Annotated in this window: 24 protein-coding genes and 1 riboswitch; of the genes, 17 read left to right on the top strand and 7 right to left on the bottom strand. The window is 31.5% G+C overall.

Annotated elements, in window-relative coordinates:
• Nucleotides 1-93: 93 nt before the first annotated feature.
• The 6 genes from N4A68_13190 (at nt 94) to N4A68_13165 (ending at nt 5,385) form a co-directional block, all read left to right on the top strand.
• Nucleotides 94-516: a VOC family protein gene (locus tag N4A68_13190; protein MCT4565253.1), complete on the top strand. Its 423-nt coding sequence runs from the start codon at nt 94-96 to the stop codon at nt 514-516.
• 28 nt (nt 517-544) lie between these two features.
• Complete coding sequence (locus N4A68_13185; GenBank protein MCT4565252.1) at nt 545-1,177, top strand: DUF2179 domain-containing protein; 633 nt, start codon at nt 545-547, stop codon at nt 1,175-1,177.
• Nucleotides 1,178-1,672: 495 nt separating this feature from the next.
• Nucleotides 1,673-2,233 (top strand): hypothetical protein, encoded by a 561-nt coding sequence (locus N4A68_13180; protein MCT4565251.1) that lies wholly within the window; start codon nt 1,673-1,675, stop codon nt 2,231-2,233.
• A 30-nt stretch (nt 2,234-2,263) separates the two neighbouring features.
• Nucleotides 2,264-3,157, top strand: coding sequence for a sugar ABC transporter permease (locus N4A68_13175; GenBank protein ID MCT4565250.1), 894 nt, complete (start codon nt 2,264-2,266; stop codon nt 3,155-3,157).
• Nucleotides 3,158-3,168: 11 nt separating this feature from the next.
• Nucleotides 3,169-3,990 carry a carbohydrate ABC transporter permease gene (locus N4A68_13170; GenBank protein MCT4565249.1) on the top strand — a complete coding sequence of 274 codons (822 nt, stop codon included), beginning with the start codon at nt 3,169-3,171 and terminating at the stop codon, nt 3,988-3,990.
• A gap of 18 nt (nt 3,991-4,008) precedes the next feature.
• Nucleotides 4,009-5,385 (top strand): ABC transporter substrate-binding protein, encoded by a 1,377-nt coding sequence (locus N4A68_13165; protein MCT4565248.1) that lies wholly within the window; start codon nt 4,009-4,011, stop codon nt 5,383-5,385.
• 211 nt (nt 5,386-5,596) lie between these two features.
• On the opposite strand, the gene N4A68_13160 is transcribed toward N4A68_13165, so the two are convergent.
• The 6 genes from N4A68_13160 to N4A68_13135 form a co-directional block, all read right to left on the bottom strand.
• Entirely contained in the window at nt 5,597-5,920 is a 324-nt protein-coding gene (locus N4A68_13160; protein MCT4565247.1) for a CGGC domain-containing protein, read from the bottom strand.
• 18 nt (nt 5,921-5,938) lie between these two features.
• The gene (locus N4A68_13155) at nt 5,939-6,718 is read right to left on the bottom strand and encodes an ABC transporter ATP-binding protein (GenBank protein ID MCT4565246.1); all 780 of its coding nucleotides are present in this window, start codon (nt 6,716-6,718) and stop codon (nt 5,939-5,941) included.
• The gene (locus tag N4A68_13150) at nt 6,718-7,791 is read right to left on the bottom strand and encodes an iron ABC transporter permease (protein MCT4565245.1); all 1,074 of its coding nucleotides are present in this window, start codon (nt 7,789-7,791) and stop codon (nt 6,718-6,720) included. Before N4A68_13150 ends, N4A68_13155 begins: the two co-directional genes overlap by 1 nt.
• Nucleotides 7,792-7,805: 14 nt before the next feature.
• Nucleotides 7,806-8,882, bottom strand: a complete 1,077-nt coding sequence (locus tag N4A68_13145; GenBank protein MCT4565244.1) for an ABC transporter substrate-binding protein — start codon at nt 8,880-8,882, stop codon at nt 7,806-7,808.
• Nucleotides 8,883-9,061: 179 nt separating this feature from the next.
• Nucleotides 9,062-9,195, bottom strand: a riboswitch (cobalamin riboswitch).
• A 275-nt stretch (nt 9,196-9,470) separates the two neighbouring features.
• A complete protein-coding gene (locus tag N4A68_13140; protein MCT4565243.1) occupies nt 9,471-10,409 on the bottom strand; it encodes an ABC transporter ATP-binding protein in 939 nt (312 codons plus the stop codon).
• Nucleotides 10,410-10,412: 3 nt separating this feature from the next.
• Nucleotides 10,413-11,753 (bottom strand): iron ABC transporter permease, encoded by a 1,341-nt coding sequence (locus N4A68_13135; GenBank protein MCT4565242.1) that lies wholly within the window; start codon nt 11,751-11,753, stop codon nt 10,413-10,415.
• Here N4A68_13135 and N4A68_13130 point away from each other — a divergent pair.
• Complete coding sequence (locus N4A68_13130) at nt 11,644-11,871, top strand: hypothetical protein (GenBank protein ID MCT4565241.1); 228 nt, start codon at nt 11,644-11,646, stop codon at nt 11,869-11,871. The two genes, N4A68_13135 and N4A68_13130, sit on opposite strands and share 110 nt — an antisense overlap.
• 195 nt (nt 11,872-12,066) lie before the next feature.
• Here the strand turns inward: N4A68_13130 and N4A68_13125 are convergent, their stop codons facing one another.
• Entirely contained in the window at nt 12,067-13,155 is a 1,089-nt protein-coding gene (locus N4A68_13125; protein MCT4565240.1) for an extracellular solute-binding protein, read from the bottom strand.
• 567 nt (nt 13,156-13,722) lie between these two features.
• Between N4A68_13125 and N4A68_13120 the strand changes: the two genes are divergently transcribed.
• The 10 genes from N4A68_13120 (at nt 13,723) to spoIIM (ending at nt 23,219) form a co-directional block, all read left to right on the top strand.
• Nucleotides 13,723-14,580 carry a protein phosphatase 2C domain-containing protein gene (locus N4A68_13120; GenBank protein MCT4565239.1) on the top strand — a complete coding sequence of 286 codons (858 nt, stop codon included), beginning with the start codon at nt 13,723-13,725 and terminating at the stop codon, nt 14,578-14,580.
• A 238-nt stretch (nt 14,581-14,818) separates the two neighbouring features.
• Complete coding sequence (locus tag N4A68_13115) at nt 14,819-14,986, top strand: hypothetical protein (GenBank protein ID MCT4565238.1); 168 nt, start codon at nt 14,819-14,821, stop codon at nt 14,984-14,986.
• Nucleotides 14,987-15,297: 311 nt separating this feature from the next.
• Nucleotides 15,298-16,527, top strand: a complete 1,230-nt coding sequence (locus N4A68_13110) for a leucine-rich repeat domain-containing protein (protein MCT4565237.1) — start codon at nt 15,298-15,300, stop codon at nt 16,525-16,527.
• A gap of 265 nt (nt 16,528-16,792) precedes the next feature.
• The gene (gene steA / locus N4A68_13105) at nt 16,793-17,929 is read left to right on the top strand and encodes a putative cytokinetic ring protein SteA (GenBank protein ID MCT4565236.1); all 1,137 of its coding nucleotides are present in this window, start codon (nt 16,793-16,795) and stop codon (nt 17,927-17,929) included.
• On the top strand, nt 17,923-18,813 hold the full coding sequence (locus N4A68_13100) for a copper transporter (protein MCT4565235.1): 891 nt from the start codon (nt 17,923-17,925) through the stop codon (nt 18,811-18,813). The genes steA and N4A68_13100 overlap by 7 nt, the downstream gene beginning before the upstream one ends.
• Nucleotides 18,814-18,898: 85 nt before the next feature.
• The gene (locus N4A68_13095) at nt 18,899-19,582 is read left to right on the top strand and encodes a glycosyltransferase family 2 protein (GenBank protein MCT4565234.1); all 684 of its coding nucleotides are present in this window, start codon (nt 18,899-18,901) and stop codon (nt 19,580-19,582) included.
• On the top strand, nt 19,579-20,385 hold the full coding sequence (locus N4A68_13090) for a glycosyl transferase (protein MCT4565233.1): 807 nt from the start codon (nt 19,579-19,581) through the stop codon (nt 20,383-20,385). The genes N4A68_13095 and N4A68_13090 overlap by 4 nt, the downstream gene beginning before the upstream one ends.
• Before the next feature lie 75 nt (nt 20,386-20,460).
• Nucleotides 20,461-21,531: a DUF3866 family protein gene (locus N4A68_13085; GenBank protein ID MCT4565232.1), complete on the top strand. Its 1,071-nt coding sequence runs from the start codon at nt 20,461-20,463 to the stop codon at nt 21,529-21,531.
• Between the two features lie 214 nt (nt 21,532-21,745).
• Nucleotides 21,746-22,297: an NUDIX hydrolase gene (locus N4A68_13080; protein ID MCT4565231.1), complete on the top strand. Its 552-nt coding sequence runs from the start codon at nt 21,746-21,748 to the stop codon at nt 22,295-22,297.
• A 289-nt stretch (nt 22,298-22,586) separates the two neighbouring features.
• Nucleotides 22,587-23,219, top strand: coding sequence for a stage II sporulation protein M (spoIIM, locus tag N4A68_13075; GenBank protein ID MCT4565230.1), 633 nt, complete (start codon nt 22,587-22,589; stop codon nt 23,217-23,219).
• Nucleotides 23,220-23,381 lie beyond the last annotated feature (162 nt).

The raw sequence follows: 23,381 nt of genomic DNA, 5'->3' as shown, positions 1-23,381 counted from the left end.
AACTTTAAACTACATGTAGTAGATTGTTTTTATAGAAAGTAATTATGCAATTTCCTCAATTGAAAGCAATCAATGTTATGGGGGGAATAAAAGATGAAACAATCAATTGTCCATATAGCTTTGGTCGTTAAAGATTATGATGAAGCTATAGAGTTTTATACAAAGAAACTCAATTTTACTTTGATAGAGGATACCTATCAGCCGGAGCAAGACAAACGCTGGGTTGTAGTATCACCACCAGGATCTACTGGCACCACTTTATTATTGGCAAGGGCTTCAAAATCTGAGCAAGAGTCCTTTATTGGGAATCAGACTGGAGGAAGGGTATTTCTATTTCTCAATTCCGACGATTTTTGGAGAGATTATAATGATATGATTGAAAAGGGAATAGAATTTGTAAGAGAGCCTAAAAAGGAATCCTATGGTATGGTGGCTGTTTTTAAAGATTTATATGGGAACTTATGGGATCTGCTGCAGTTGAATGAAGATCACCCCATTTCAAAACGAATGAAATAAAGTTGATTTAAGTAGTGAGGTGGTAAATTTGTCAAAATTAGTATTAATAATTTTAATGCAATTATTGTATGTACCCATGCTGACCCTAAGGACAATATCAATGGTAAAAAATCTAAAGGTGCTTACAGCAGTTTTTGGTTTTCTGGAGTCAATGATCTATATTTTTGGATTAGCCATTGTTTTGTCTGGTGAACAAAGTGTTTTAGAAATGATCGTATATGCCCTGGGATTTTCAATTGGTTTAATAACAGGTATATTTGTTGAGCAAAAATTAGCTATTGGATTTACTAGCATACATATCAATATTAATCACAATAATCCTGTACTTGTTAAGGATTTACGGGATAGTGGTTTTGGTGTTACTGTTCATCAAGTGGAGGGGAAAAATGGTGAAAGAGTAATAATGGATATTTTGACAAAACGAAAAAGAGAACCATTTTTGATAAAAAAGATATCTGCACATGAACCTGATGCATTTATCATATCATATGAGCCAAAAATGTTTAAAGGTGGCTATCTAACTGATATGATGAAGAAAAGAACGAGAAAAGCTAAGGTTATTAAAGGCATCGATGAACAAAGCCCATTGTGTGTTGTTAGAAAAACCCTTAGGGAAATGAAAAATGAAGTAAATACTTTTAAAAAGAATTGGAAGGAATAAATCATATTCCTATTGATTTCTATGGTGGATAGTATTTTATAAGAATAGAAACTATATAGAGTAACATAGCCAGCAATATAAACAATATTTATTATAATGATTATATATGAAGGGGACCTTTTTAGGTTCCCACAGGCTGCCTAACAACCCGAATTTCGTCGTTGTTGCTGAAACCAAGAACCCTTACGTATGTCTATATACGCTGCGGCCTCTAGGTTTCAGCACGCCTCGAACTTCGAATTGTTAGGCAGCCTGCCATCTTGTTGACTTTGTCAACAATCTGAGGGGACCTTTTTAGGTCCCCTTTATAACGTTATTCTATCACCATAAAAATTCAAATTATGGATTAAATATTTCTAATTGGGCAATGTGGATAATATATCATCATAAAATAAATTTATACAATATAGGATATATATAGAAACTTTTAATTTGATTTATGGGACATATTAGCATAAAATAGCAGAGAAAAGATTCTAAGAGGGGAAGGAATATATGGGAGATAAAGAAAAAATAATAATTTTACCACATTGTTTTTTAAATGAAAAATCAAAAGTAAAAAAACATGGAATCAATCCTTCCGCAGATATAGGACAAATATTGAAAATATTATTGGACAATCAGATTGGAATGGTACAGTTACCTTGTCCAGAGCTTATGTGCTATGGTCTAAAAAGATGGGGACATGTGAAAGAACAGTTTGACACACCCCATTATAGAAAGCTTTGTAGGCAATCCTTTGATATATATTTAGAACAAATTCAAGAATATATAAAAAATAACTATGAGATCATTGCTATTGTGGGAATAGAAGGTAGTCCAAGTTGTGGAGTATATAGAACATGCAGTGGAGAATGGGGTGGAGAGTTTAGCAGTAATACTAACCTAAGCGAAACCTTGGAAACTATTAAAATGATAGAATCAAAGGGTGTATTTATAGAAGAGATTGACAACATACTGAAAGAGAATAATATAAATATCCCATTTGTTGATTTTAATAAGAATAATATAGAGGAATTTATGGATACATTGAAGGATTTACTTGGGGTCTCTTAGTACCCATAATTGAAAAAGGATGTGCTTAAATTGAAAAATAAAAACACCTTTAGAAGTTTTATAAGGGGTATCTTATATATATCACCCGCACTTATAATAATAGGGGTGTTTCATATATATCCTATTTTAAAATCTTTAGATATGAGTTTTTATACAAAGTATAACTATTTTAAGAATATTGTATATGAAAGGGGTTTTGATAATTTCATATACATTTTTCATGATAAGGAGTTTATTATTGCTCTTAAGAACACATTTACTTTTGTACTAGGGGTTGTACCCTTATCAATAATTATTTCACTTTTTATAGCAGTAATATTAAATAGCAAGATAAAATTTCAGTCACTATTTAGGGGCGTATATTTTATTCCCTTTGTAACTTCTATGGTTGCAATATCGGCGGTGTGGAGATGGATATACAACTCCGAATTTGGTATATTAAATTATTTTTTGGGCCTATTGGGAATTGATCCTATTAAATGGCTTCTTGATCCAGATTGGGCAATGATTAGCCTTATCATACTAAGTATTTGGAAAGGGTTGGGATATAACATAGTAATCATTTTAGCGGGACTTCAAAATATTGATAAAAAGTATTATATGGCTGCTAAAGTAGATGGTGCATCAAGTTATAATATGTTTTTTCATATAACATTACCCCTACTGTCCCCCACGGTTTTTTTTGTGTCGGTGATGTCTATGATAAATTCATTCAAAGTGTTTGATGAAGTATATGTCCTATTTGATAAGATGCCGGGACCAATGGATAGCTGTCTGACGATGGTATATTACATATACGACAAATTTGCAAATGAATATGTATATGGGATAGCATCCGCAGCTGTATATATATTATTTATTATCATCTTATTTTTTACACTTATACAATTATACATAGGTAAGAAAAAAGTACATTACAGCTAAGGAGTAAACTTATGAATATTAAGCATTCAAAGATAATATCATACATAGTTCTAATAATTGGGGCGATAATTACAATTGTGCCCTTTTTATGGATGCTTAGCACCTCATTAAAAACACCTGAGGAGGTTTATATAATACCTCCGAAATTGATCCCATCAAGTATTATGCTAAAAAATTATAAAGAGGTATTGGAAAGAATACCCTTTACAATTTATTTTATGAATAGCGTTGTTGTCTCTATAAGTGTTACTGTTTTAACTCTTATTACGTCTATACTTTCAGCATTTGCCTTTTCAAAGCTTAAGTTTTGGGGAAGAGATGTCATATTTTCTATGCTTTTAGCTACTATGATGGTACCAGGGGAAGTTCTCGTTATACCAAATTATGTTACGCTTTCGAGATTAGGATGGATAAATACTAGATTAGCTCTTATAATTCCATGGATAGTAAGCGTATTTGCAATATTTCTGTTAAGACAGTTTTTTCTTGGTATTCCCGATGAACTCTACTATGCGGCAAAGGTTGATGGATGCAGCGACTTTAGATATCTATGGTGCATAATGGTTCCATTAGCTAAGCCAGCACTTATTACAATTGCTATGCTCAAAATGATCTATAGCTGGAATGAGTTTTTATGGCCTCTTATAGTCACAAATACTCCCGAGATGAGGACATTACCAGTTGGATTGGCTGTTTTTACAACTGAGGCGGGATCACATTACCATCTTCTTATGGCGGCAGCTACAATGATCATACTTCCAATGATCATTTTATATATAGTCCTTCAAAAATATATAATTGAAGGGGTTGCAACAAGTGGGATTAAAGGATAGAAGGGAGATATTGGTGGAATGAAAAAAATTATTTCTGTATTATTAGTACTTATGATGTTATTTAGTTTAGCGGCTTGCAATGGTAAAGATGTATCCAATACTGCTAACGAAGCTAAGGAGTCAAAGGAAGCTAGTGAAACAAAAGAAGATTCTGTTATTGCTACAGAAATTGCAAAACCAGTTGAGATTGAATTTTGGCATGCCATGAGTGGAGGAAATGAAGAGGCATTAAAGGAAATAGTAGAGGATTTTAACAAGCAAAATGATAAGGTTACGGTGAAGATGGTTTATCAAGGACATTATAAAGAGTTATTTCAAAAACTGACTGGTGCTGCCAAGGCAGGACAATTGCCAGTATTGACTCAAATTTTCCCGAATAGAATGACGGCCTATGTGATGAACGATTTGGGTGAGGACTTGACACCCTACATAAACAATGAAAAGGTAGGATTCACAGAAGAAGATCTAAAGGATATACCTAATGTGTTTAAAAAAGGCATATGGGATGGGAAATTTTATACCATGCCATGTAATAAAAGTGCATACCTATTATTCTATAATAAGGATATACTAGATAAATATGATGTAGAAGTCCCAACAACATGGGATGAATTACGAACCGCAGCAGAAAAGCTCACAGTAGATACCGATGGTGATGGCAAAAGTGACATAATAGGTGTTGGATTTAACAAATCTGTGGGAATAGATTTTAGCTTTTGGGTAGAGCAAGCCGGTGGACACTTAATATCAGAAGATGAAAAGACTATTACTTTTAACTCTGAGGCCGGTGTGGAGGCATTTGACTTTGTATCCGGTATGGTTAAAGATGGGGTAGCTAAGGTTGCAGGAGAAGAAAAATATTCTTATGTTCCATTTGCCAGAGGAGAAGCAGCGATGATGGTTTCCTCAACTTCAAAACTTCCTTATTTAGAAGAAGCTATTGGAGATAATAATATTCAGTGGAAAGCAGCAGTCCTTCCAAAGGGTAAAAAACAAGCAGCATTATTCTCAGGAACAGATATGGCTATGTTTAATACACACTCACCTGAAGAAAAACTAGCAGGATGGGAATTCATGAAATATTTCATGAGTAAGGATGCCACTATAAAGTGGGGTAAAAATTCAGGATATTTACCTGTAAGATATTCGGCTTTAGAATCAGAAGACTTTAAAAATTATTTAAAAGAAAATCCTGCAAAGGGTGAAGCATTAAAGGAATTTGACTATGGATTTAGAGATCCTAAAATATTAAACGGATATGCAATACATAAGAACATGCAAAAAGCCTTAGAGGCTGTTATACTAGGAGAAAAGACCAGTAAAGAAGCTTTAGATGAGGCTAGGGATAAAGCAAGGGAAGAATTAGATGAAGCTATGAAAAACTTTGGGAAATAAGGTTTTATAAAAGTAAATTAGGGGACAGGTGAGCTAATTAGATGTAAATTGATAAACTTGTTCCATTGATTTTAAGATTTAATATGATATCAAAGGAATATTGAGTAATAGAAAGCCACACCGAATCACAAGAATAAGATTGGGTGTGGCTTTTTTATTTAATTAGTTGTGAGCTTTCTTAATGTATATAATTATGAATTTTTTTAGTTGACTAGTGTGTACCAAATTCGTAAGGAATTTCATATTCATCAAGCATTTGGATAATGTCATTATACCGAGGACATTTTTCATTTATACAAATACCAATATGTATTTTTTCTATACCCTCAAATTTTAGTCGGTTCATTTTTTCAATCATTCCATCATCCGTATTTTGATTTATAGAACATCCACCACAATCAAAAAAAGCTGCTAATTGAGGTTTATTGTATTTATATTGCTCAAAGTTCTTTGAACAATCATTATAAGCTTTAAAGCAAGCTGCTCCAGTACAAACATTGCTTGACTTTCTACAGTGTAAAATAGCAATTTTCATATTCTCAACTCTTTTTCATTATTTATTTTGACGCAGATGCTTTGGATAATATGTGATATTTAATCTACCAAACTTATCTTCCAAAACATCAGCATCCACTTCATATAAATTCTTAATTAAATCAGCAGTGAATACTTCTTTAGGTGATCCTTCCTTTATCACTTTTCCATCCTTCATGGCATACAAATAATCACAGTACATAGATGCAATATTCAAATCATGAATGGCCGATATGATAGTTAAATTTAAATTTTTAACGATATCTAAAAGCTGAAGTTGATATTTAATATCAAGATGGTTTGTAGGCTCATCTAAAATTATACAATCAGTTCTTTGAGCCAGAGCCCTTGCTAAGATAATTCTTTGTTGTTCTCCACCGGAGAGTGTAGAAAAATTCCTACCTTTAAAAGAAAACATCCCAACTTTTTCAAGACATTCATTAACAATCTTATAATCTTCAGCATTATCTCTTTCCATATTCTTTTTATGGGGTGAACGTCCCATCATAACAACCTCTTCTATGGTAAAGTCAAAATTATAGAAGTTATGTTGAGCAACAACGGCAATCTTTTTTGCAGATTCTTTTACAGGAAGATTGTTAAGCTTAGTATCATCAATATATACTACACCCTTATCAGGTTTTAAAACACGATAAAGACATTTTAAAAATGTTGATTTTCCGCTACCATTAGGACCTATGATACCAATAAATTTGTTAGTATTAGCGGTTATAGAAACATTATTAAGAATATTAGTTTTCCCAAAGGAGAGTTCTATATTATTACCTGAGATATCCATTATTGTTTACCTCCAAAACCATAGGATTTTTTAGCCATCAAATAAATAAAACAAGGGGCGCCAATTATAGAAATTAAAATACCAATTGGCAATTCATTTTTTGGAATAATGGTTCTGCAAAGTACATCAGCCCATACTAGTAATAGGGCTCCGCATAATGCACATATAGGAAGTAGTTTTTTATGGTTTGTACCAACTAAAATTCTAACTATATGAGGAATTATAAGTCCTACAAATCCAATCATACCTGAAGAATAAACAATAAAACCTATCATTATTGAAGCTACAAGAAGATAAAAATTTCTGTATTTGTGTAAGTCCGTACCCAATGTAATAGAAACTTCGTCACCTAAGAGCATTAAATTTAGTACTCTGTATTGTGTCCAAAAAAATATAGTGCAAATAATAACTAAGGGTAAAATAATAGCGATATCCTTCCATTTAGCACCAGCAAGGCTGCCCATAAGCCAGTATGTTATTGTCATCATTCCTTGCTTATCGTGGGAAAAATAAACTATAAAACTGGAAAAAGCACTGCATAAAGAGTTCAAAGCCATACCAGCTAAAAGCAATTTAACAGAGTTACTTCTGCTTCCCACATTAGACAGTAATAATACTAAAATTGATACGAGAAAGGCACCTAAACAGCCCATAACACCAATAAAATTACTACCTAAAGCACTTCCAACACCAAGCATTACAGCCAAAGTTGCACCTAAAGATGCACCGGAAGATACTCCTAATATATATGGGTCAGCTAAAGGGTTTTTAACAATAGCTTGCATGATAACACCACAAACAGCAAGTCCAACACCAACACTAACTGCTAATATAAGTCTTGGTAAACGTATAAAAATAATGATATCATGTAATGGACCAGAGCTATAAACACTAGCATTAACAATACTAAGTAGTTTATAAAATATAACATTATATACATCGGTAAATGGGATTTTAGTTGAGCCTATTGTTACTGCAATTAGTATTGAAAAAACAAGTGCTATTGTAAGTATTATTATTAAAAGTATATATAGGTTTGTCTTTTTTATAATACCCTTATTTGTATTTTCCATTAAAGATGCCTCATTTACTTATAAAGTTCAGGATATAACTTTTGTGCAAATTCTAAGATACCGTCCTTTGAACGCAATCCACTACAATAAATGTTAGTTAAGTTAAGGGGGAATACCTTGTTATTTTTAACTGCATCAAGACTTGCAAATGCAGGGTTATCTGTAATTGATTTAACAACTTCTTCTGGAGATAGGAATCCCTCATACCAAACCATGAAAATCGCTTCAGGGTTTGCAGTAATTAAATCCTCTGCACTTATGTTTGAACTATTCTCAGCTCCTACTTTAAGCTCAGCACCAGCACTTAGTGCAATATCACCACCTAGGGTATTTGCTCCATAAACTCTGTAAGAACCAGACTCATCTTCTAAAACAGCAATAGATACTTTTTCTTTGCCTTCAATATGTTTTTGGATTTTTTCAATTTCTGTATTTATTTCGTCTACTAATGCTTGAGCCTTCTCTTCTACATTAAATATTTTACCTATGTTGAGAATATCTTGCATTTCATCTTCAACTTTTTGTGGTGTACCCTTAGGTCGGCAAGAACTATTTAAAGACATATAAGTGTTTGTTCCATTTTCATGCCAGTAGTTAACATCACCTAAACGTTTGTCCAAAAATAGGGAATACCACCCTAAAATGAAGTCAGGTTGCATGGCAATTACATCTTCTTTAGGTAATCCTTTTTCTAAGTAATTTACCTTAGCGAATTCATCTTTTAAATCTTCAGCAATTTCACCATCAAGTCCATAACAAGCAACAATTTTATCTGCTAGTCCTAATTTTAACATTGCTTCAATATTGTTTTGACAAGCTACATATACTTTTTCAGGTTCCTTTTCTATTGTGATAGTAATTTTTTCACGGGCAGCATTGTATGTATCTAATGTTACTGGATAATGACTATTCTTGTTTTCTTCTGATTGAGTTTCAGAAGACCCTGAACCGGAACTTACTTCCTGTGAAGAATTTGATTCTCCATTAGTAGATTGGTTTGAGTTTGGGGTTTGACCACACCCTGATAGCATTGTTACAATTAACACGATTATAAAGATTTTACTCATTGTTGCTTTGATTTTTTTACTCATGATAATCCTCCTTAAAATAAGTTTGTAATAAAAAAATAAAACCTGCATAAAACTCTTGTTGTATGCAGGTAAAAAGAGGCACCGTAATCAATGCTTCTTCTAAAGCTAAAAAGCATTGATTGGAATGGTACCCCTCGTTGCGAAGAGTTTTGTAAAAATACAAATACCATATTATATTGATGTATTCTGACTAAACTTCGTTGCTACTTTTAAACCTTCCCAATCTCTCAGTGGTTAATGTTAAACATTAAATAAAAAGCAGCTCAGTAATTACAGCAACGCACTTGTGTGGGAATCACACCCAACTTCCATTACAATATAATATTATTAAGTTTTCAACCTATTTTATAATATTTAGTTATGAATTGTCAAACATGATATCTAAAGATTTTAAATACATGTTTAGATATTATTACCGAAGTCAAAATCAAGTATAAATCAAGGGAACTTGAAATGCTAATGAAAAAAATGGCATCTTGTATTTCTGGCTAGGTTATTAATATTAAATCATTTAGAAAACTCTCCCATCAAAAATATTAAAAGATGGGAGAATTTTTATTTCTTTATTAAAATAGATTTCATTACCAATCAATCCATTGATACATAAACCTTTTCACCGATATTCCAATGATCTTGCCCAGCATTATTCATAACATCCACTTGAATAGTAGTATTATTAAGGGATACGAAATAGGTTGTGATAATACCTAAGAATTGTTTGCCCATGACAGTGCCCTTAAACTGTCCATTTTTATCTGATAGCTTTAAATGCTCGGGACGAATAAGCTTTGATTCACCATTTATATTAATGATATTGACCTTTCCAACAAAATCTGCGACAAAGCTATTACTTGGTGAATTATATATGTGTTGTGGACTGCCGATCTGCTGTATATTGCCATTATTCATAATCACAACTCTATCGGATATACTTAAGGCTTCTTCTTGGTCATGGGTGACAAAAATCATGGTGATATCAAATTCTCTTTGGATATCTTTGATCTCCTTACGCATTTTCAACCGTAGCTTCGCATCTAGGTTGCTCAGGGGTTCATCTAAAAGCAAAACCTTTGGATTAAGTATTAGTGATCTTGCCAGGGCGACTCTTTGCTGTTGGCCTCCGCTTAGCTTCGTAACCTTCATATCAATATAATCCTCTAGGCCAACCATAGTGAGTATATTCTTTCCCTTTGTTATGGCACTAGACTTACTATAATTTTTTTGGAATTTCAATCCATATATTACATTTTGAATTACAGTCATGTGGGGGAATAGGGCATAGTTTTGAAATACAGTAGATATTGGCCTTAGTTCAGGGGGAAAATGGGTGATATCGGTGTCCTCAAGATAGATTTTGCCCTCTGTGGGATTAAGAAATCCACCAATCATTTTTAATGTAGTAGTTTTACCGCAACCGCTGGGACCCAAAAGGGAAACTAGTTCACCTTTATTAATATCTAGATTGATATTTTTAACGGCTTCTTTATTTTCAAATTTTTTACTGAGCTTTTTCAATGATAAGTACACCCTTTAATCCTCCCTTTTATTGAGTATTATTTTAGAAAAAGATAGGTTTATAATTAATGTGCATATTATTATAAGACTGGCAAATACCGCACCAACTCCATAATCTCCATCCCTTATGGCATTAAACATCTCCACTGTAGCAACCTTGGCCCTAGGTGAAATAATAAATATTATTGCTCCCACCGTTGTCATTGTAGCAGTAAAGTTGTTAATAAAGCCTATCAGAAAGGCTGGTTTAAGTAGGGGCAGTATGATATCCTTTAGAATATGTAGCCTAGATGCTCCTAAATCTGATGCCGCATTTTCAATATCGATGTTTATATTATTAACTATAGAGCTACCAGCCCTAGTGCTTATTGGCAGCTGTCTGTATATACAATTGATCACTACTATAGCTGAGGTTCCCGTTATATAAACTGGATAATGATTAAACGCTAGTATATATCCTATTCCAAAAAATGAACCGGGGATTATATATGGAAGTGTTATTATGAAATCAATTAGCCCCCCATACCTTATTTCCTTTCTTTCAATTATATAAGAAAGTATAATACCTAGAAAGCTTCCTATAATTCCTACTATTAAACCATATTTGATACTTCTTAAAAAACTATCCAGCTTGTTGTATTTAATAAAGCTTTGAATGTATTTAAGTGTAAATTCTATATGTTTACCTTTATATATGGAAAATGAACTCATAAAAATAGAAACATATTGTAATACCATAATTAGTAGAAAGAAACCAGTTACTATTATCACAATGTTCTTAATGTTATTATCAAGTATGTATCCTTCTTCATCCTTTCCCTTATTGATAAAGGACGATATAGAATTAGTGTTTTTCATAAAGTATTTGTATGCAGCAAATGCCAAAAGGGCAGGGATGAAGATCAACACACTCATGGCTGATGCTTTTGGAAAGTTGCCTCTACCGATGATATTTAAATAAGCTTCCGTTGCTAAGACCTCAAAATTACCTCCTATAATAATGGGAGTGCCAAAATCAGACAGACACTTAACAAAGGTAATAAGACCGGCGGAAATAATACCCGGTAGCCCTAATGGAAAGATGATTTTAAATAAAGTATGGTTTTTGCTTGCCCCAAGATCTAAGGAAGCATTTATGGTGTTATTATCTATATTTATAAAGGAGCCAATTAGTATAAGACTAGCAAGGGAAGTGTTACTCAAAACCTGCATCATAATAATTCCCCACCAACCATAGGGATTCCATGTGAGATGTAATAGACTATGGGTGATCAAACCTCTTTTCCCAAACAGCATTATATATGATAATGAGGAAACAAAGGGGGGAGATATCATAGTTAGCAATAGGATAACCATGATAATTTTTTTGTATTTTGAGTTAGTAAAGCATATAAATAAAGCTATGCTTATAGAAAAAAACAAAGTAAGCACAGTTGCCAGTGTAGATGTAAAAGCACTATTAAGGATAAGCTGAGGTTCATTAATAAAAAGTTTTTTATAGATATCCAATGTAAATTTGTTATCTACTATTACACTAGATTTAATCACCATTAAGATTGGATAAAAAATAAATATTAGGGTACTGAATACAACTATCCATAGTAATAATTTATACAAAAAATTAGTAAAACGGATATCTTTTTTATCAGATATCCGCATACTGAGCCTATTATTTAGCAACTTTCTTTTCCCAAATATCAAGGACAGCATCTCTTTCAGAACCAAATCTATTAAAGTCAACATCTAATAATTTGTCAAGAGGAGTGCTTCCAAGTATTTCCGGTTTAGGTACTTCTGGTCTTACCATGATAGTTGAATTAAGTTCACTTATAAATTGTTGTCCATCTACGGATAAAGCCCAATCAACAAAGGCCTTTGCAGTATCTAAGTTTTCAGCATTTTTGAAAATAGCCATTGAAGCTGGAACCCAAGGAATACCGTCTTCCGGGAAAATCACAGATACAGGATGTTCTTTAGGAAGATTCATTATTCCTCCATCAACATATGTAATACCTACGGCGTATTCACCAGCAACTGTTTTCTTTTGTGGTTCACTACCACGCTTACCAAAATAAGGTATGTTTTTTCCTAATCCCTCAAGATATTTCCATCCTTCTTCGTTACCCATTGATTGAAGTAATGAATTTACAATAGCATAGTTAGTACCAGAAATCGCTGGGTTTGACATGATTATTTCGCCTTCGTATTTACTATCGGTTAAATCCTTCCAAGCCTTTGGTGCTTCTAAACTTTTTTCAGTTAATACATCATTGTTAACGATAAAGCCAGTTATAACCAAGTATATACCATTCCAATAGCCCTCTGGGTCTTTAAACTCAGCAGGTATTTTTTCAGCTTCTGGAGAAGCATATGCTTCTAAAAGACCTTTATTTGCTGCTGAAATAAAGCTGTCTACGCCACCACCGAACCATAAATCAGCTACGGGCTTTCCACCTTCAGCCTCAACCCTTGATAGGACTTCTCCTGAAGACATATCTAAGAAATTAACTTTGATGCCTGTTTCTTCAGTGAATTTTGCAAAAACCTCTTCCTTGTTAGAAAAAGCGGCAACTACATTTAAAGTTTTACCCTCTAAGGTATTTTTACTTTCTTCTGGGTTAGTAGTACCAGTCTTATTTGTTTCTTCGGTAGCTTCCTGATTGTTTGAAGTATTATTCGCGGTATCATTTGTAGAGCAGCCTACAACAGCAAATAACATCATAAATGCTAAAAATAATGCAACGATTTTTTTACTCATATCCATAAACCTCCCTAATCAAATTATATGTGTAAAAATTAACTGGGTCATTATACCATATATCCGCTGTATATATGATATAGTATAGAAAAATATTATAGTTATCAAAAAACTATAAAAAAATACTATACAACCTATGTAATAATAGAAATATATCGAGGAAATTGCATAATTCTAACTTGGCACAATTGCACAATAAATGTGGTATGCCTCTAGGGGATTTAAGACTATATGTAGCAGTAAATTTTTGAGGATTGTAATTATGCAATTTGCTCTATCCATACATATCACAAAAGTTATAGCCATAAATTCATATATAAAATAGTATATTGACAAGATCGGATTAAATAAGTAATATTTAAGTGAGCAAATTGCATAATTACTTTCTACAAAAGCTATCTACTATATATAGTTTAGAAGCCCCGAAGCTATACCATCAAATATGCTTATATCTTAAGCAATTAAATCAAGGATGATATTCGCATATTAGGCCTAGCCAAGTAAGAGTTATACAATTTCCTCAAGTGAAATAAGGACAATAAAAATATAGTAATTGGGTGAGAAATTATGATAATAAGGGATATAAAAGCCATGAGTTATTCAGAAAAGGAGTTTAATGAAGATGCTGTAGGCTTTACTAAAACTAGTACATTTATAATAGATGGAGCTTCGGGACTAACTAGAACCAATGTAACCAATTCTGAAAATGATGTATATTGGTATGTGAATCAATGGAAGGAAATACTTGAGGCTAACTTAGATACTGATAAAAGTTTAAAGGATATAATGAAGGATGGCTTGAAAATTATAAAGGCTAGATTTCAATACTTAGTTAATAAAAAGAAGGTGAATCCCCTTAATTATCCGTCAGCTGCTATAGCCGTGGCTAAGATTATTGATAATTATATAGAGTATTTTATTTTAGGAGATTGTTCAATAATCCTCAAGAAAAATGATGGAGAGGTTTGTTACTTCAAGGATGATAGGGTGACTGAGTTTGATGATCAAGTTATAAAAAATATTATGGAAGAAAATAAAAAAAATCTAGATCAACATAAGGTGTTTAAAGGTTTTTCGCAAAAAAGTTTAGAGATGCTTAGAAACAACCGGCTTAAAAAAAATACTGATACGGGCTATTGGATTTTAGAGTTTGACGAAAGGGCTATAGATAAAGGACTTTATGGAAGCGTCTTTATTGATGATTCAATAAAAGTTATACTAATGAGTGATGGTTTTTCCTTATCGATAGATAATTATGGATTGATGGATGAATATACACTCTTTGACTATGTAAAGGACTACGGACTTGAAAAAATATATAAAATTATAAGAACCATTGAAAAAGATGATATGGATTGTATAAAATATCCTAGACTTAGAAAGAGTGATGATTGTTCTGCTGTTTATATGGACATTGGTAAGTAAACTATAAGGAGTTAGTCTTGATAATATAGACTGACTTCTTTTTTTATGTTTTTAAAACAAAAAAATTGTAATAATATTTATAAGTGAGGAAATTGCATAATTCTCTTTTATAAAAACTATGTACTGCATATAGGGATTTTAATATAAACTTTAACTTATATACACCTATCATATATACTATGCAATCAAGGCAAGTAAGAGTTATGCAATTTCCTCTATTAAAAAAGGTGGTCATTTCATGGGTAAAGAAACTAAGATTATTTTAGATGAATTAAACTTTTCAATTGGCAGAATAACTGAAAGAGAGAACAAGGGTAGGGAATTAAAGGAAAGTGAGTATTGGTATCGTGAAGGACTAAGGACTGCAAAGAAAATTGTTCTGGATGTAGAAAAGATACAAAAATAAATACATAGGGTTTTCATAGTATAAATTAAAGTCTATACCAAAATCCCTATAAGGGCATTATAAGTAAAATTTTAAGACTAAAGGATATGGGAATACAATAAGTTCCGAGTTGTAAATAACTCTGAACAAATAAAAAATCTTCGCTTAAAAAGGTGTAGGGAAATCACTATTTTCATTGCAAAAACCGGAACAACATACTAATATGTATTAAATTACTATAAATTGGTAAGAATTATACTAACTCCTTGAGTATTCAAGATATATATTTGAATAGTAAAGGATGAATCATTAAATTTTTAGGAGGTATCAATATGAATAAGCAATTCCTTAAAGGTTTAATTTTAGGTATAATGGTTACCTTTATATTAGGTACTTTGCTTGTTTTTTCAGAAGACATAAAACATACTATTGAAGTAGTATTTGATTCTGTAAATTTGGAAGTGAATGGAGAAAAAATTGAAGTTAATAATATACTTTATAATGGAACTACATATATACCTATAAGAAAAGTTGGTGAGCTTATAGGAAAAGAAGTGGCATGGGACCAGAAAACAAAAACTGCTAGTATAAATGAAACAGCTAAAATTCAAAATGATGAAGGGGAAGAAACTAAAGAAGTATCTAAAAAAGAGGAAGAGATCAAAAAATCAGTAGATAGTCAAGTTGAAAGTAAAAAAGAAGAAAGCAATAAAGAAGATACTAAGAAAGAAGACTCAAATATAATTAATTTTAGTGAAAAAAGCTTAGAAAAGGTAGTTAGAGAAATCGTAAATAAACCAAAGGGTAATATCACCAAGGATGATGTTGATGATGTTACAAAGCTTTTCTTTTCTAATCCAACTAAAGAAGAAGAAAAAATATCTGATTTAAGTCCATTACAATATTTTGTTAACTTGAAAGAATTGTACTTAGATAATAATAATATTTCCGATTTAAAGCCTATAGAAAATCTCACAAGCTTAGAAAAATTATCCCTAAATATTAATAGTATAAAGCAAATAGATTCTTTAGGTAAGTTAACTAATTTAAAAGAATTATATTTAAGTAGAAATGAAATAAAGGATATTAAAGCTTTGACACAATTAACTTCTCTAAAAATACTGGCTTTGAATGGTAATGAAATAACAGATATTGAGGGTGTCAATGGTATTAATAAATTGGAACAAATATATTTGTCGGAAAATAAGATAATAGATATCTCTGATTTAAAGGAGATGACCAATTTACAGGTTTTATATTTGTATAAAAATAACATAGAAGATATTAGCGTCGTAGCTAATCTCAAAAAACTTAGGAATCTATCATTAAACAATAATCAGATTATTGATATAAAACCCTTAGACAAACTGTCTTTGCTAGAAAAATTGGTAATAAAGAATAATAGATTAACAAACATAAGTGCTTTATCTAGTCTAAAGAATTTAAAAATACTATATTTAGGTGGAAACGATATAAAGGATCTATCTCCAATTCGCGAGGTTTATAAGGAATTGAGGGATAAGGATTTCATATTAGAAAGTCCCAAGGAAAAAAATGAATAAATATATTTTAAATTCCAGAGACATCTGATACCACATAGATGTCTTTTTTTATTTCAGTACTTTTTCCCATTTCCGAGGCAATAGTAAAATTACAACAATTTGCATCAAATTCCTATAAATTCTTGAAGGAAAAATGTCAATATCAATTTGCTTTTGTAACATATTAAAAGTATAGGGTATTATAAATTTACCATTAATGGAAATAATACTATAGAGATCTAGGAAATAATATAATCTCTAATAATAATTTCTTATGGAGGTATTAATGTTTATCGAATCCATTGCCAAGAAGGATAGTAAAACAAAAAACCTAGTAAAAAGATTGAACTGTGGAGATATAGCTGTAATAAAGCATAGGGATATAGATGAAATAGCTGCATGGTCATTAGTTGAAAAGAAACCTAAAGCTATTATTAATACATATCCATCCATGAGTGGTAAATATCCTAATAGGGGGCCAGCTATATTACTAGAGGCTGGAATTCAAATGCTTGATACATATGATGAATTGATTTTTGATGTGATAGAGGAGAATAGTACAGTAAAGATATTAAATGAAAAACTATTTATAGATGACAGGTATATTGGTAAAGGAAAACTTCTAACAAGGGAAATAATTAAGCTTAAAACCCAAGAAGCAGAGGAGAATTTAGAAGTAGTACTAGATGACTTTATAGATAATACCTTAGAATATGCTAAGAAAGAAAAAAAACTTATCTTGGATAATCTGAAAATACCTAATATTAATACACATATAAAAAACAGACATGTATTGGTGGTTGTAAGGGGAAAGGATTATAAGAAAGACCTTTTAGCAATAAGGACATACATTGAAGAAGTTAAGCCTGTACTTATAGGTGTAGATGGTGGGGGAGATGCTCTTTTAGAATTTGGTTATGCCCCTGACATTGTTATAGGGGATATGGATAGTGTGTCAGATAATTGCTTGAAGCAATGTAAGGAAATAGTTTTACATGCTTACAATGATGGTAGGGCACCGGGGCTTAATAGAATAGAGGCACAGGGACTTAAGTACACCCTATTTCCATGTCCTGGGACTAGTGAGGATGTGGCTATGCTTTTGGCCCATGAAAAGGGAGCAGATTTTATTGTTGCTGTGGGGACCCATACAAATATGATAGATTTCTTAGAAAAGGGTAGAAAGGGTATGGCTAGTACGTTTTTAGTAAGGCTAAAGATAGGGCCCAAATTAATAGATGCCAAGGGAGTAAACAAGCTATATAAAGAAAGAATAAAGCCCATTCATTTATTCGGTGTAGTTGTTTCGTCACTGATTCCCATTATTATTGTTTGTTTATATTCACCCCTTAGCAACCACATAATCAGACTTTTGCAGATAAGATTCAAATTATTATATGAATTGAAGGGGATGCTATGGTAATAAATATAAAACATTTCATTATAACGATAATTGCCATATTTTTATCCCTAGGTATAGGGATATTTATTGGAGTAATAATTGATAGCCAGCAATTATTTATTGATCAACAAAAGGTCTTAGTAACTCAGATTGAAGAGGAATTTGATGGGTTTAAACAAAAAAACTATGAACTCATGAGTAGACTTGAAGAATATAGAAGGGACAATGAAAGTAAAGAAAAGTTTTTAGATATTGTTTATTATAATCTAACTAAGGACAGTTTAGTAGATCAAAACGTTATGATTATAAATATGTTTACTGAAAATGACTATTTAGATATGGAAGAAATTTTTAGTAATACAAAAATCAATAAAATAATCGAAGCTGAAATACCAAAGAAAAGTGATGATAGTATGAAGAACATTGTCAAAGGGCTAAAGCATAAATCCAAAATGGAAAGCACACATGATGAAATCCAGAAATCTATTTCAGAAAAGATATATTCACAGCTTCTCATTGGGGATTATGATTTACTTCCATTTTATTTTAAAGATATGGATGGTTTGAATTTTCAAGGGGATATATATACATCCATAGATTATGTTATATTGGTGGATGATGGATTCAAGATAAACAATAAAGACTATGGATTTGTTAGAAATGAACTTATTAATTTGGTTAATACAAATAACATACCCCTAATGGTGATTGAGAAGTCTAATACAAAGCATTCAAGTATGACATTTTATAAGGAGCTTGGAATATCTACAGTGGATAATGTTGATACTAAGCTAGGACAAATAGCCATGTTTATGGTTCTAAATGGGAAAGAAGGACATTTTGGTGAAAAGGTAACAGCTGACAGCTTAATACCAGAAGATATCTTGTATTTTGATATCAATTGATTTCTCTTTTAGAGTGTTTATTATAGCACCGAAAGCTATATTAATTTTTCTTATAACAAAAATGACTTAAGGAGGCATAACAATAGTGTCAAATGTATATGCAATAGTCCCTGCTTATAATGAAGAGGATAAAATAGAAAGTTCTATTAAGGCCATACGGACTTCTAAATATATTGATGATGTTTATGTAGTAGACGATGGTTCACAGGATTCTACAGCGTTAAAAGCAGCTAAGGCAGGGGCAAAGGTAATAAAGCTTAAAAGAAATATGGGAAAAGGCTATGCATTAAAATATGGGCTAGATAAAATTATAGATTTAAGTAGAATAATACTATTTCTAGATGGAGATATAGATGCTTCGCAACGGGATGTAGACAGATTGATTGAGCCTATTTTGAATAATGAATGTGATGTAACAATAGCTAGGTTCTCAAAAGCAAAAAAAAAGGGTGGTTTCGGGTTAGTTAAATTTTTAGCAAAGCGAGGTGTTAAGTATTTTACCCATGAGGAAATAGAATGCAGCCTCTCGGGACAAAGGGCATTCAAAGCTGAGGTGCTTAAATCTGTATATAATATACCTTCAAAATATGGTGTGGAAGTGGGTATGACCATAGATATTATAAAATCAGGCTACAGTATTAAAGAGATAGATGTAGAGATGAAGCATAGGGAAACCGGTAGAGATTTAAAGGGCTTTATCCATAGGGGAAAACAGTTCCATCAAATACTTTGGACTTTGATTCTCAAAAGGTTAGGATGGCAGTCATGATATATATAATCTTAATTATTTCGTATCTATTAAACAAGCTAATAATTCCTTTATTTGGAAGGTTGTATATAAATGCAGGCTTTATAAAAGAAAATTATAAAGGGGAACTTATACCAAATGCCATGGGAATAATATATGTTTTAAATGTTCTGATTATAGCGTTACTTTTAGTAATGTTTACGGCTAGTAATAATTACGTAGAAATCTTTGTATTTATATTAGGAATTTTAACTATGGGGTTTATAGGATTACTGGATGATTTTATTGGAGACAATTTTGTAAAGGGATTTAAAGGACATATAAAGATGCTGTTAAGCCTAAAACTAACGACGGGTGGATTAAAAGCCGTACTTGGAGGTATAGTTTCAATACTAATAAGTTCATTGATTTCCATAGACTTTATTAATTTTCTAATTAACACCTTGATTATATCACTATTTACTAACTTTATTAACCTAATGGATTTAAGACCTGGAAGGGCTATAAAGGTTTTTATGATCTTTAGCTTACCTTCATTATTTTATGTAAGCAGGATTTATAAAATAATATTAGTATGTTTTATAGGTGCATCCTTAGCATACTTTCCATATGATATTAAGGGGAGAGCGATGCTTGGAGACATAGGATCTAATTGCTTAGGTATTATCCTTGGCATCATAGCCACAAGCTACACCATGTATATAAAAATTTTATTGGTTGTATTTCTAGGCCTAGCGAATCTATATTCGGAAAAACACTCTATTACAAAATTTATAGGTAAAAATAAATTATTAAATTTTTTAGATGAGCTGGGAAGGGGATGAACAATCTGTGCTTAGTTCATTACTAAGGGTAAATAAATCCTATGAAATATAAAATATCTATGCAGGTGATATAAAATGCTGAATTTAAAAACTGGAATAGTTGAAAAAATCATTAATGTGAGGGGGAATGCCATTGAACTAATGGTTAATGTAGACAATAGATCAGAGAAAGCTATAGCCTATAAGGGGCTTATTTATGATATTTATGAGGGGAGTAAAGTTATATTAAATACTACTGCCAAGGATTTAAAGCTTGGAACGGGGGGATATCACTTTGTATTGGCTAATCCCCAGAATACCATCAAAGAAAGTAAGGAACATGGTCATATTATGAAGCTTAGATATACTCCAATACAAATCAAAGTTAATTCTGCTGAAGAGCAAAACAGTAGATATCACCACGTTTTTAATGAATTTACTTCCCTAGAAAGGATGCCTGTATTGATAGGTGGGCTACATAGTATATTAACTCCCATTGCAGTGGTTTTAAAGGCTTTAAAGAGCAATATAAAAATCGTATATATAATGACAGATGGCGGAGCTTTACCCATAGATTTTAGTAAAAATGTTTATCATTTAAAGGAAAAAGGCTATATAGATGGTACCATAACTATCGGGCATGCATTTGGAGGGGATATAGAATGTATAAATATATATAATGGGTTGATAGCTGCAAAGGATATATTAAAATGTGATATTTGTATTGTGTCAATGGGGCCAGGAATAATAGGAACAGGGACTAAATATGGATTTACAGGTACTGAACAAGGAAGTATTATAGATGCCGTAACCGATTTAGGAGGTATCCCAATTTGTGTACCAAGAATTAGCTTTATGGATAAAAGAAAAAGACACTATGGAATAAGCCATCATACCATTACGGTACTCAGTAAGATTTCAAAGACTAGGGCATGTATAGGTATCCCGAAATTAATGGGAGAAAAAGATTCTATTATAAAAAGACAATTAAGTAAGTATAATATTGATAAGAAACATGATGTGGTTTTTAGTGAAATTAATGATATAATAGAAATATTGAAAAAGACAGATATTAAGATGAGTACCATGGGGAGATACTTGGAAGATGACATGGACTATTTTTTAACTGTTGGAGTTAATGGTAAAATTGCTGAAAGCTTTGTATAGAAATTTCAATATTCTATATAGAGGAAATTGTGTAATTGTAACTTGGCAAAATTGCATATGGGAATATCATCCTTAATTTGAATATTTAAGATATAGCATATTTGGTGGTATGTCTTCGCAGATTCTAAAACTATATATAGTATATGTTTTTTACGGAAGGTAATTATGCAATTTGCTCTATAGATTAAATTTTATATTTTTAAGGGGCGTTATTATGAAAAATGTTGAGAGGACTATAAAATCTGATAAAATATATCAAGGTAAAATCATTAATTTAAGAATTGATACAGTAGAATTACCAGAGCAAAAGTATTCAAAAAGAGAGATAGTTGAACATCCTGGAGCCGTTGCGGTTATTGCTGTAACTCAGGATAATAAGATAGTAATGGTTAGGCAGTATAGAAAATCTGTGGAAGAATATCTCCTAGAGGTGCCAGCTGGTAAGCTTGAAATGGGCGAGAAACCTGTTGAATGTGCTAAAAGAGAGCTTTTAGAGGAGACTGGTTTTAAAACTAATAATATAGAATATCTATTCAAATTTTATACTTCGCCGGGATTTAGTAATGAAATTATAAGCCTATTTATAGCAAAAGATCTAGTTGCGGATGTTGCTCAGCCCGATGAAGATGAGTATATTGAAATTGAGAAGTATGGAGTTGATGAACTACTAGAAAAAATTTATAAAGAAGAAATAAAGGATGCAAAAACAATTATATCGATATTATATGTTAAAAATTATTTAAAGATAAACGATCTCAAGGGTTAATATATTTCAATTCTTAATGTTGTTTATCTATATAGGGTTTTTATAGTTTATACATGGACAAATATGCGGTGCTTCTGGGCATTTTGGACTTGTATAAATTAAAGTTTATAATAAAACCCCTATAGAATAATTTTAACCAACGACATAATTTCTTTCTTTTATCTCGATTTTTATAAATAAATTAATACATATAATCCCCAATCTATGCATATTATTTAATAGCATGTACTAAAGATAAGCAATCCATAATAGATGATGAGTTGTTTATCCATAGATAGGGGGATTTTTTTTGATTAGAAAAATCAATGAAACAATTAAAAAACATATACAGAGTAACCTAGTAATATATTTCTTTGTGATATTATTTTTTATGATTGGAATATCATCTGGAGCATTTATGTCTAAAGCATTGACTGGAGCTGAGAATAAAGACCTAATTGCTTACTTGAAAAATTTCTTTAGTATAGTTGATTCAAAATCCATAAACAATTTTTCTATATTGAAACAATCCTTATTAAACAATCTCCAAACTGGTATAATAATATGGATTTTAGGTATAACCGTTATCGGTATTCCCCTTATTTTGTTGCTTATTGCTCTTAGGGGATTTATAATAGGATTTACCGTTGGTTTTTTTGCAAAACAGATGGGACTAAAGGGAATGATGTTTTCCCTAGTATCCATATTACCTCAAAATATTCTAATCGTTCCAAGTGCTATTTTTGTTGGGGTTTTAGGTATTAGCTTTTCAACCATGCTTATAAAAAATATGGTAAGGAAGAATGGTAAGTATAATATTGTAAACCAGTTTTTTATATATAGTACTATTATGGCTATAATACATATAGTAATAGCTGTTGGTTGCCTTATTGAAGCATATGTAACACCGTTCTTTATAAAATATATATCTGCTTATATGTAAAATTATTATAACCCAGAGTATTCATAGAAAATTTAAAACTCTACTTCGTTGTTTTATTTCTAAATCATTGCTCAAATCTTCGACGTAGGGTTGTGGGTTTAATTATATTATTTTATGCACTTTCAAAAAATTAAAGAGGATTTTGTTTATGGGTGTTGAATT

The sequence above is a fragment of the Maledivibacter sp. genome, from assembly GCA_025210375.1.
Lineage (GTDB): Bacteria > Bacillota > Clostridia > Peptostreptococcales > Caminicellaceae > JAOASB01.
Note: the sequence above shows the minus strand (reverse complement) of the source record. Positions and strands in the feature narration are given on the sequence as shown.